General features: G+C 52.0%; 12 protein-coding genes. 9 read left to right on the plus strand and 3 right to left on the minus strand.

Annotation, left to right across the window (positions count from 1 at the left end):
• Positions 1-9 precede the first annotated feature (9 nt).
• A complete protein-coding gene (locus PN498_RS09610) occupies positions 10-522 on the plus strand; it encodes a DUF1499 domain-containing protein (protein WP_272062507.1) in 513 nt (170 codons plus the stop codon).
• 21 nt (positions 523-543) lie between these two features.
• Here PN498_RS09610 and cobO read toward each other — a convergent pair whose 3' ends face one another.
• Positions 544-1,221, minus strand: coding sequence for a cob(I)yrinic acid a,c-diamide adenosyltransferase (gene cobO, locus PN498_RS09615; RefSeq protein WP_272062508.1), 678 nt, complete (start codon positions 1,219-1,221; stop codon positions 544-546).
• 342 nt (positions 1,222-1,563) lie between these two features.
• Here cobO and PN498_RS09620 point away from each other — a divergent pair, with 342 nt between their 5' ends.
• From PN498_RS09620 to PN498_RS09635, 4 genes are all read left to right on the plus strand, one after another.
• Positions 1,564-2,001, plus strand: coding sequence for an STAS domain-containing protein (locus tag PN498_RS09620; RefSeq protein ID WP_334312238.1), 438 nt, complete (start codon positions 1,564-1,566; stop codon positions 1,999-2,001).
• Between the two features lie 47 nt (positions 2,002-2,048).
• Positions 2,049-2,525: a Mini-ribonuclease 3 gene (locus PN498_RS09625; RefSeq protein WP_272062510.1), complete on the plus strand. Its 477-nt coding sequence runs from the start codon at positions 2,049-2,051 to the stop codon at positions 2,523-2,525.
• Between the two features lie 198 nt (positions 2,526-2,723).
• Positions 2,724-3,791 (plus strand): 23S rRNA (guanosine(2251)-2'-O)-methyltransferase RlmB, encoded by a 1,068-nt coding sequence (rlmB, locus tag PN498_RS09630; protein WP_272062511.1) that lies wholly within the window; start codon positions 2,724-2,726, stop codon positions 3,789-3,791.
• Positions 3,792-3,876: 85 nt separating this feature from the next.
• Positions 3,877-4,173 (plus strand): DUF1816 domain-containing protein, encoded by a 297-nt coding sequence (locus PN498_RS09635; protein ID WP_272062512.1) that lies wholly within the window; start codon positions 3,877-3,879, stop codon positions 4,171-4,173.
• 96 nt (positions 4,174-4,269) lie between these two features.
• Here the strand turns inward: PN498_RS09635 and nadB are convergent, their stop codons facing one another.
• Together nadB and psbU are read right to left on the minus strand one after the other, a co-directional pair.
• Complete coding sequence (gene nadB / locus PN498_RS09640) at positions 4,270-5,889, minus strand: L-aspartate oxidase (RefSeq protein ID WP_272062513.1); 1,620 nt, start codon at positions 5,887-5,889, stop codon at positions 4,270-4,272.
• A 118-nt stretch (positions 5,890-6,007) separates the two neighbouring features.
• On the minus strand, positions 6,008-6,436 hold the full coding sequence (psbU, locus tag PN498_RS09645; RefSeq protein WP_272062514.1) for a photosystem II complex extrinsic protein PsbU: 429 nt from the start codon (positions 6,434-6,436) through the stop codon (positions 6,008-6,010).
• Positions 6,437-6,622: 186 nt separating this feature from the next.
• Here psbU and PN498_RS09650 point away from each other — a divergent pair, with 186 nt between their 5' ends.
• The 4 genes from PN498_RS09650 to PN498_RS09665 all read left to right on the plus strand — a co-directional run bounded on the left by PN498_RS09650 (position 6,623) and on the right by PN498_RS09665 (position 10,628).
• Positions 6,623-7,921: an ABC transporter substrate-binding protein gene (locus tag PN498_RS09650; RefSeq protein ID WP_272062515.1), complete on the plus strand. Its 1,299-nt coding sequence runs from the start codon at positions 6,623-6,625 to the stop codon at positions 7,919-7,921.
• Between the two features lie 203 nt (positions 7,922-8,124).
• Entirely contained in the window at positions 8,125-9,150 is a 1,026-nt protein-coding gene (locus PN498_RS09655) for an ABC transporter ATP-binding protein (RefSeq protein WP_272062516.1), read from the plus strand.
• Positions 9,151-9,247: 97 nt separating this feature from the next.
• A complete protein-coding gene (locus PN498_RS09660; protein WP_272062517.1) occupies positions 9,248-10,168 on the plus strand; it encodes an ABC transporter permease in 921 nt (306 codons plus the stop codon).
• Positions 10,169-10,277: 109 nt separating this feature from the next.
• Positions 10,278-10,628, plus strand: coding sequence for a hypothetical protein (locus PN498_RS09665; RefSeq protein ID WP_272062518.1), 351 nt, complete (start codon positions 10,278-10,280; stop codon positions 10,626-10,628).
• Positions 10,629-11,123 lie beyond the last annotated feature (495 nt).

Raw genomic sequence — 11,123 nt, forward strand, 5'->3', positions numbered from 1 at the left:
TATGGTGTTATGTCATTTATTGTCTCGTTTGTGTTGGCGATCGGCCTCTTGATCATGCCTGTCTTGACGATGCCTGCGATCGCCGCTTCGCCTTCATCCCTCGCCGCCTTACCGGGCTTCAGCAAGCTGTTTGCAGGAGAAGCGCCAGAACTGGGACTCAAAGACGGTCATCTGTCGACCTGTCCGCAGTCACCGAACTGCGTGGTCAGTCAGGGGGCCGATGCAGACCATGCAATCGCGCCGATTCCCTACACAGGGAGTCGCGAGCAAGCACGTGATTTGTTAATCAAGGTGTTGGGTGTGGTTCCCCGCACTGAGATTGTGGCTCAAACAGACGATTACATTCGGGTTGAGTCGGCCAGCCGGCTAATGGGGTTTGTAGACGATGCGGAGTTCTATTTACCTGAGGATGAGTCGGTGATTCATGTGCGGTCGGCGGCTCGGTTAGGAGAATCCGATTTGGGGGTCAATCGTCGGCGGTTGGAACAAATTCGATTCGCGATGCAAGATTTGGGTGCGTAGGGACCACGGCTGCACCCCTACCTAAAATTCAATGCCGGGTTGAGCTTTGACACCCTGTTCCCGAAAGGGATGCTTAATAAGCTTCATCTCTGTCACCAAGTCGGCTTGGTCGATAAGAGCTTTCGGTGCTCCGCGTCCGGTCAGAATAATGTGGGTGTCTGGTGTTTTTTGAGCCAGTCCTGCCAAGACTGGCTCGATGGACAGAAAGCCATGTTTGAGCGCAATGTTCACTTCGTCGAGCAGAATGGTGCGATAAGTCGGATTTTGGATATAGGTCAGGGCGACGTTCCAAGCCGCTTCGGCTTTGGCCATGTCGCGATCGCGGTCCTGAGTTTCCCAAGTGAACCCTTCTCCCAAGGCGTGAAACTCTAGCTGCTCGGACCAGGGTTCAAAAACGGCTTTCTCGGCTGGCTCCCATGCGCCTTTGATGAACTGAACGATCGCAACTTTGTAGCCATGGCCGAGCGATCGCAGCACCATACCTAACGCAGCAGTGGTTTTGCCTTTGCCGTTGCCTGTGTGAACAATAATTAACCCTTTCTCGACGGTCCGCTCGGCTAGCCGCTGCTGTTGAACGGCTTTGCGCTTCTCCATCTTGCGCTTGTATTGCTCAGCCGTTAACCCCTGCTGAGTGGAGTCTTCAGTCAAATTGTCGGCAGTTGTATCCAGCCTGTTGGGAGCAGAGGTCTCAGAAGTCATAGAGAATGAAGGGCGTTAAAGCTCTCCTATGCTAGCCTGAGTTGTCACTCGGGGTGAGCTGCTCTAGCTGTCGTCAGTTCTTCCGTTAGGATAAGACGGTGAGCTATCGGGCTATGGGTTAAGCACGCGGCTGCTAGACCCACTAGCCTAGAGGACTGAAGCTATAAATTTGGGGCAAGTTCTCTCCTGATTAGCAAGCAAGCTTGGGTTAAAATTCAACCCTATTGAGAGTCCTGATGGAGTGAAAAGTAGGAAAGGATCTTTAGCTTAAAAATTAGCTGAGGTTCTTTTTGACTAAAATTGGCCGAAAACGTTGCAACCTCTTCCTTTGAAGAGATTACAGTGTTGCTTGCAGTTGCTAAAATCCTGTCTTATACTAATGTCTCTAATTCTGAGTTACGCACCGGGAGGTTTCCCATCGCTGAAGCATTGACCCTTACTGTAAGTTTGCGAGGCACACGCGAAGTTAGGGCGAATTGTCAAATATTTCGCCTCACTGGGCTTTTGGATGCGTTCTCAGAACCGACGTTTCGGAAAGTGATGGGAAACTACGCAACTCAAGGGCCTAGCAATTTGATTCTGGACCTCTCTGGAATTGATTTTGTCGATAGTTCTGGCCTGGGGGCCCTTGTGCAGTTGGTCAAGAAGGCCAAAGACGCTCAAGGTAGCCTGCAGCTCATTGCAAATCCTAGAGTGATGCAGACGGTTAAGCTGGTTCGATTGGAAAAGTTTTTGGCAATTCAGCCCTCGGTGGACGAGGCGATCACAAACCTGAGCTAGCCTGTAAATGGAAACCAATGGCACCTTCTGAGCGTTGAGTTATCCCGATGACTCAATCCTCACCTAATGAGGCTAGTGAAGCGTTAGTCAGTTCCAGAATGTTGTTGTTGCAGTCTGGAACTATTGTTTTGTCGAACAATGAGGTGCGATCGCTCTCACCTCTTGCGCTTGCTTACGTAGGCGATGCGGTTTATGAACTCTTTGTTCGCAGCCGCTGCCTGATGCCGCCTAAGCAGGTGCGGCGTTTTCACCAGCAGGTGGTATCTCACGTTCGAGCTGAGCAGCAAGCCCACTACCTAGGCTATTTGAGACCTCATCTGACCGATGCCGAGGCAGACGTTGTTCGGCGAGGTCGTAATGCGGCTCCCAATCGCGGGCAACGGGCAAGTCGCCAGGACTATCAGCAAGCAACGGCCTTCGAAGCGTTACTCGGATATCTTTATCTCACGAATGCTGAGCGTCTAATGGAAATCTTAAATGCTCTACCGCTTGACATGAACGAGCCTCAATCGTCTTCCTCTTAGTGGGTTTCACTTAACCCAGGCTGCCCAATGGCTGCTCAGTTAATTCTTCAAATTGCAGCAAACCATAATTTGACTAGAACTGTTCAGGTCGCCTTAGCCAGCCCAACAATTTATCCTTCTGCCCTAGTGCTTTTCCTGCCCGCAAACGTTCGGCATTAGTCCTATTCATTCTTGTGTTTTTACTATCGGATTAGTTTCATGAGCGATCGCCCTAAACCTATTACTAACTCTTCCCGTCGTTCGTCTTCGGGACGGCCTCAGAAAGCCTCTGCAGGCCGTCCTCAGAAAGCCTCCTCGGGTCGCCCGCCAAAGCGGGGTGGTGGCAGTGGAAAACGGTTTTCTGGGCGCGATCGCATTGGCGGTAAACGGCGCAGCGATCAGTCCTCTTCCAGCTATGGCAGACGGGGATCAGACAGACCCGAAAAACCTGCTAAGCGTCTGGGATCAGCTTCGGATGAGGGGGCTAGTTCTGCCGTCGAAGAATCCCAAGAGTCGCCGGATTTGATTTATGGACGTCACGCCATTCAGGCGGCTCTAGAGGGTAACCGTACGCTAAATCGCCTCTGGGTGAACGATCGCTACCGCTACAATGGCCGCTTCTTACCGCTCATTGACACTGCAAAAGCCAACGGCGTTGTGATTGATGAGGTCGACCAGCGGCGACTTAACCAAATGGCCCAAGGTCAGAACCACCAAGGCATCATTGCCCAAGTTGCGGCTTACGACTATTGGGAGCTGAATGACCTCATTGCCCATGCTCGGGAAAAAACGACCCGTCCTGTCCTCTTGGCCGCAGACAGTATCACCGATCCCCATAATTTAGGCGCAATAATTCGCAGTGCTGAAGCTTTGGGTGCTCAGGGATTGATCATCCCACAGCGCCGGGCGGCAGGGGTTACTTCGACGGTGGCCAAGGTGGCCGCAGGCGCGGTTGAGCATCTGCCCATTGCTCGCGTAGTCAATTTGAGGCAGGCCCTGGAAACGCTCAAAACTGAAAATTTTTGGATCTATGGACTATCTGCTGAAGCGAGTCGCCCAATACATACAGCCGAGTTTAATGGTGCTACGGTGTTGGTAGTTGGTGCTGAGGGAAATGGTCTGAGTATGATTGTTCAGCAAAGCTGTGACAGTCTGGTGTCTATTCCACTTGGGGGCAAAACCCCTAGCCTAAATGCATCTGTTGCTACAGGCATGGCGCTTTATGAGATTTATCGTCAACAACGGATTGGGCGATTGGATCTTAATTCTTTGCAAAAAGCAAATTGACAGAGTATAAAAGTCTGGGAGTAGAATCTTTATCGCTCCCTCACAAAGCAGTTTGATAAGAAGCAGAGATAGACGGGCATTTGCTATGAAAAATATTTTGAGTCAGCTTTTTGGGTCATTGTTCGGGTCGGATAAGTCTTGGTGGCTAGAGATTAAAACGGCTGGGCCAGCCTGCACGTATTACTTTGGACCGTTTGATACGGAACCAGAAGCCGAGTTGGCCAAGCCGGGCTATGTGGATGATTTACAGCAAGAAGGGGCAAAGGTTATCGCTGTCATCGCGATCGCCCTCAGCGAACCGCCTGAGCAACTCACAGTTTACGAAGAGGGGATGGATGGCGTCGCACCTGAACCTAAGCCTGCTCTTAGCGGACAGTCATAGTCTGTAAGGTTTTTTTATCAAAATAATTCTGCTGCTGAGCTTGATTCTTTCCAGGGTCAAGCTTTTGATTTGCACCAAGAGACGCCGTGCAGATGTTTATGTCCACCATTGATCGCCCTGCACCCGCGTATGGACTTGCCACTGCTCGTTTGTGTTGGGATGGTCTTCACGATAATGACCGCCTCGGCTTTCGGGGCGGAAGTGAGCACTTTTGAGAATAAGATGAGCAAGATCCAGCAGGTTGCGGGTTTCTGACCACAGACGCAGAGTGTCTGCTTCTAGATGTAAGGTGTATTGGGCGGGTTGGCTTAAGCACTGGAGGCAGCGCTGAGTGATGGGGAGGGTGGTGAAGCGCGATCGCAGGTGATCGAGTTGGCCTAGGGCCGTTTCAATACCTTCAGCGCTGCGGCTAATGCCAGCTCCTTGCCAAACGATATCAGGTAGCTCTGAGCGGATCTGGCTCAGGGTTTCTGCTTCGCCTGGAGAGATGCCGATGGTTTCAGAGACGCCAGGAGCTGGGGACTGGGGGCTGGCGGCGACCTGAAGATGCTGAAGTTGACGCCCGTATACGAGGCATTCCAACAGAGAGTTGCTGGCCAAGCGATTGGCGCCATGAACGCCTGTGCTAGCTGTTTCGCCAACGGCGTAAAGCTGCGATAGCGTTGTGTGGCTGTGTCGGTCTGTGATGATGCCGCCCATCCAATAGTGAGCAGCTGGAGAAACAGGAATCGGCTGCTGAAAAAGATCAATGCCCCATCGTTGGCAAACCGCGATGATGTTGGGAAAGCGATACTTAATCCGCTCGTCATCAATGGGTCGTAAGTCTAACCATACGCAGTCGGGATTGTCTGCCTCCCGCTGCAAGAGGTGACAGTAAATAGCGCGACTGACAACATCCCGGGGAGCGAGTTCACCTTGGGGATGGTAATCAAAGGCAAATCGCCGGCCTGCGGCATCAATTAGATGAGCACCTTCACCCCGAACGGCTTCGCTGATAAGAAAACGTGGAGCACCCGAAACTTTAAGCGCTGTGGGATGAAACTGAAAAAACTCCAGATCCCTCAGCTGTACTCCAGCCCGCCACCCCATCGCTACGCCATCTCCCGTACTGGCAGGAGGATTCGTGGTTTGGGAAAAGACCTGACCGCCGCCGCCCGTGGCAACAACCACAGCGCCAGCAGGCCACCAAGAGAGGGTGTGTTCATGGGCAACTATTACGCCCTGACAGCGATCGCCCTCTGTCCATAAATCCAGCGCTAAGGTGTGTTCGAAAACGGTGATATTAGAGCGATGGCGAACGGCATCTGCCAGCGTACTGACTACGGCGCGTCCTGTTGCGTCGGCTGCATGGAGGACGCGCCGCCGGGAATGGGCAGCCTCTAGCGTTAGAGAAAGCGTGCCTTCCTCCTGGTCGAAGGGAACGCCAAATTCCACCAGGGATTTGATGCAGGTCGCCCCTTGTTCGACCAGTTGATCAACTGCCGCAGGGTCACAGAGTCCTGCTCCGGCCTGTAGGGTATCGGCCTTGTGGAGGCGGGGAGAATCTTCAGGGGCGATCGCGGCAGCAATACCCCCCTGAGCCCAATCGCTAGCGGACTGGCTGAGAACGTCTTTAGTGATGAGACCAATGCGATAACGGGAGGGAATGCACAGCGCGGCATACAACCCCGCCGCGCCACTGCCGATGACTAGGACATCGAAGGGAACTATTGGCAATGCATTCTCCTCAGCAGCAAAACAAAATAGTGAAAAGTCGGCAGGGAATTGTAAAACCCTGCCGACTCAAAAGTGCACACAATGGATGAAAACCGCTCAATGCAGCAGGATTCACCAATTAGCGATAAACGCCGTTGTTATAGCGGTCAGCCCCTTCTACAAAAGCGGGATCAGGCGGAGTAACTGTGAAATTGTTCAAATTGGACTCAATAATATCGATTTCACGATCGCTCAGACCAGGAATATCTAGGACATCTTGAACGGTTTCGAAGGGAGCACTTTTCAGAATCTTGCCCGCGATCGTTGGATACATCCCTTTATACTTGACGAACGCCTGAACATTCGCATTATTCAGGTCGAGTTTGGAGCCATACTCAGTACTCAGCTTGTCGTCAACCGCGTTTCGTAATGCCTCTTCGGCTAAAACGGGTGCAACACTCCAGGCATTGGTTAAGTTAGTCGCTGACGCAGAGGGAACGTCCCACCCTAACCAGCCACTCATCAACATCCCCAAGGCCACGACCAGGCCCAATAGCAAACGTTTCATCTCTTAAGTCCTCTCATATAGAAAGAATCAACACAGCATTTAGTAGAGCCTATCATCTTACCGAACAAAGGATATGGGTTTTGTCCCATTCGGTTAACATGACCTATCCACCCTGACCTTTGCCCGGATCGCCCATCTCGTCCTATGGTGAAAGGACGGAAACACTCACAGTGAACGTTTAGAACCATGAACAGCGCAACGCTAAAACAGTATCTGAGTCAGGGCATCGTCATCGGTCTCAGTCTGTCCTTTTTGGCAGCCTGTAATGGAGGGCAAGAAACCGCAGGAGATGCCGAGGCTGATAGCAATACGGTCACCGTGCTAGGGGTCGTAGTTGGCGACCAGCAGGAAAAGCTAGAAGCGGTTTTTGACGCTTTTGAAGCCGAGACGGGGATCACTGTTGAATATGAAGGGACCGATGCCTTTGCCACGCTATTGCCCGTAAGGGTCGAATCCGGCGATGCGCCGGATATCGCTATGTTCCCTCAACCGGGACTCATGAGTGATTTTGCTCAGTCCGGCCAGCTCGTTCCGATTGACTCTTTCATCGATCAGAACGCTTTGGAAACGGCCTATTCCGAGGATTGGCTGACTTTGGCAACCGTTAACGAAGACCTCTACGGTGTTTGGTTCCGTGCTTCGGTCAAGAGTCTGGTGTGGTATAACCCTCAAGCTTTCGCTGCAAACGGCTATGAGGTTCCCACCACTTGGGAAGAAATGATTGCCCTCAGTGACCAGATTGTGGCTGATGGCGAGACGCCTTGGTGTTTGGGCATGGAGAGCGGCGATGCCACCGGCTGGGTCGGCACCGACTGGATTGAGGACATTATGTTGCGCACCGCTGGTCCTGATGTGTATGACCAGTGGATTACCCATGAAATTGATTTTGATTCAGAGCCTGTACAGACAGCCTTTCAGCAGTTTGGTGAGATTGTTCTTAACGAAGAGTACGTGTCGGGAGGCACTGTGGGGGCTATTAGTACTCCCTTTGGTGACTCCATCCAAGGTCTCTTTACCGATCCCCCCCGCTGCTATATGCACCGACAGGCAAACTTTATCGCCAGCTTTCTACCTGAGGATGTCGTTCCTGGAGAAACCGTTGCAGTGTTTCCGCTGCCAGGCATTGATCCGGAGTTTGGTACTCCTGTCCTCGTAGCGGGTGACATCTTTGCCATGTTCAACGACACCCCAGCGGCTCAGGCTTTGATGGAATATCTGACGACGCCCGCAGCCCACGAAATCTGGGCTTCACTAGGGAGCTTCATTTCGCCTCACAATGAGGTGAGTCTGGATGTCTATCCTGATGAGGTCACCCAGCAGCAGGCAGAAATCTTGGCAGAAGCGGAAACAGTTCGCTTCGACGCTTCTGATATGATGCCGGGCGTTGTCGGCACGGGCACCTTCTGGAGCGGTATGGTGGATTATGTGGGTGGCGAAGATGCCGAGAGCGTCCTTTCTGGCATTGAATCTAGCTGGCCAGAGTAATCAGCCAGCGGGAAGCTGGCGGCGGTGGCGTACTGATGCTATTGGATGCACAAGCGTGGAGAGTTAAGCTAGACCCCCACCCACTCCACTGAGAGAAGCCAGACTCTTTAGCGCCCTGCGCTTTTACTCCCTTTTCCCACTCCTACAGCGACTTCGATAGAATGATCGATGTATCGTGTGAGATGAGAATTCGGGTTAGCTTTATGCCTCCAGCTGTTCTGATAGATGGTTTGCAGAAACGCTACGGTGATGTTGAAGCAGTCAAAGATGTCTCCTTCACGATCGCCCCAGGGGAGATTTTTGGGCTTTTAGGTCCCAACGGTGCTGGAAAAACGACCACCATCCGCTGCCTCTGTACCTTGAGCACGCCGGATGCTGGAAAAGTTGAAGTCAACGGCGTTTCAGTCCTTGATAATCCGCCATTGGCCCGCCAAATGTTGGGCTACATTGCTCAAGATGTGGCACTGGATAAGGTTTTGACTGGGCGAGAGCTGATGCAGCTTCAGGCCGCGCTTTATCACATGCCGGCTAGAGTGGCGCGCGATCGCATTGAACAGATGATTAGTCTCCTGGAGCTGACAGACTGGGCTGATAAAAAATCAGGTACCTATTCAGGCGGCTTAAAGAAGCGCCTTGACCTCGCCTTAGGACTCCTACATCAGCCGGATGTCCTCGTTTTAGACGAACCAACAGTGGGCTTGGATATTGAGACTCGCTCTGCGGTTTGGCAATTTCTTCGTCAGCTACGGGAAGCGGGGACTACCGTTTTGCTGACCAGTCACTATTTAGAAGAAGTAGATGCGCTGTCTGACCGTGTTGCCATTATCGATCAGGGCAAAGTGATTGCAGCAGGCACCCCTAGTGAATTGAAAGACCGAGTAGGGGGCGATCGCATCACGCTGCGGCTACGTGAGTTCACTCCTGATGATGAAGCCAACCAAGCCAGAGGCATTCTGCAAACCCTACCGTGTGTAGAAGAAGTGATTGTCAATACGGCTCAGGGCAATTCGTTAAACTTAGTCGTTTCATCTCAATCCGATGCGCTGATGACGGTGCAACAAGCGCTGAAAGACGCCAGCTTACCAACCTTTGGCATTTCCCAATCTCGTCCTAGCTTAGATGACGTGTATCTAGCCGCTACTGGGCGTACCCTTATGGATGCTGAGATTGCGGCGGCGGGCAGTCGCGACCTAAAGGCTGAACGCAAACAGGCCATGAAGGGGGCGTAACTGCACCGCTCGTTTGTCCATCGCGAAACTTCTCTCTACCAACCCGTTCAACGCTCAATTTCGATTACTCTTGTTGTCAATCGCTCTCACAAAACCTATGAGCACAACCCTTTCTCAAAAGCCCAAACTCTCATTGGACAATCCCGACTTGCGCGCCTGGAAAGCTCAGGTCAACGGCAACGGTCCTGTCTCAACGCCGGGCATCTTCTCTAGTGCTTTCCTCCAGGAAACGGGTGCCATGACACGACGGCTGTTCATTCAGCTACAGCGCCGTCCCTCAACTCTGATTGCAGGCATCATTCAGCCTGTTATGTGGCTGATTTTATTTGGTGCCCTGTTCCAAAATGTTCCTCAAGGTTTGTTTGGCGAAAGCCAGAACTACGGTCAGTTCCTTGGGGCCGGCATCATTGTGTTCACCGCCTTTGGGGGCGCTTTGAACGCTGGATTACCTGTGATGTTTGATCGGGAATTTGGATTCCTGAATCGATTTTTGGTTGCCCCCTTAGCGTCTCGCTACTCGATCGTTGTAGCCTCGGCTATTTTTATCGCGGCGCTGAGTCTGGTTCAAACGGCTGCCATCATTGGGCTGAGCGCATTATTAGGAGCTGGCCTTCCTGATCCTGTGGGTTTAGGCTTGGTCATCTTAGTCGTGCTGACTTTGGTCCTGGGCGTCACGGCTCTCAGCTTAGGTCTATCTTTTGCCTTACCCGGACACATCGAGCTAATTGCAGTTATCTTTGTGGTCAACCTGCCGCTGCTATTTTCGAGTACTGCGCTGGTTCCCCTGTCCTTTATGCCTCAGTGGTTGCAGTTTGTTGCTGCTTTGAATCCCCTGAGCTATGCGATCGAACCCATTCGATATATCTACTTACATCCAGGCAGTTGGAGCTTAAGCAGCGTTGTTATGCACGCGCCATTTGCCGAAGTCACAATGGGTGCCGCCTTGGCGATTTTGCTGGCCTTCTGTGGGGTATCATTGGCCCTCATTCAGCCCCTATTACGACGTCGCATTGCATAAACTGGTCTATTGCACGGTGTGTGTCAGAAAATCTTTGCTAGAGTAGTGCGTGAACTTGGTCGGTCGTGATGTTTGGCAGAATAGGAGACGATAGGTAGCCATGGTTTCAATGCAAAAACTTTTTTCTTACCTACTGTTAGGTACGGCGCTAAGCTTGGGGACCGCTCTTGCTTCAGGCAGCGCGATCGCTCAAACATCCGATCTTGACCCGCTTGAGGGATTAGGAACTGATGATGATGGTGCAGACTTGTTTGGAGACACCTCAAATCCCTATGAGCTAATTCACCGGGCTATTCTGGCACCTTCAATGAGTGCCGATGAATTTCAAGAGCGCCAAGATCGGGCTATCTCTGGCGAAGCCGAAGATTTCAGATTGCGTCAGCAGGAGGCGCTGCGTCAGATACAAAACGCTGAGACAGCACCAACAGACGAAATCTCTGTTGATGGTGAGGCTCTCTAAGCACTCAGAGATTCAATTCTGTAGAAAATTCTCTTAGGAAGATGTCTAACGGTTTAGGCATCTTCTTTCTGTGTGCAGCAGAGTTGATGAGGAGCCATTGATTTAGCCCTCAACTGGCCTTTGACAGCCGCGCCAAGGGCATTAGGACAAAGCGTGAGCTATCTGATTATGCGCTAAGCACTCATGGGCTTGAGTGCGCAAGGCTAGTCCCGTAGGGTGGGCACTTGCCCCCCAAGCCAGCGTAAAAAACCGCTCCCTAATGACCCGCCCAATCAACAGCCCAAACACGACCCACTTCACCCAGTTCTTACCGCCTTTTACGTCATGTTTTGGTGATTTTTCTTGCACTGGAGCCCTGAATCGTTTACCGTACTGAGCTATAGCTGTAAGCGTGCAGCTTGATTCCCAAAAGTTTGGTCATACGCCACTGGAAGGAGATTAGGGCCTCCAACCAGCGGCTAACCCCCAAGGCTGAACACCCAGTCTCGGAGGCTA

It is taken from the genome of Oscillatoria sp. CS-180, assembly GCF_028330965.1.
Taxonomy (GTDB): domain Bacteria; phylum Cyanobacteriota; class Cyanobacteriia; order Phormidesmidales; family Phormidesmidaceae; genus Halomicronema.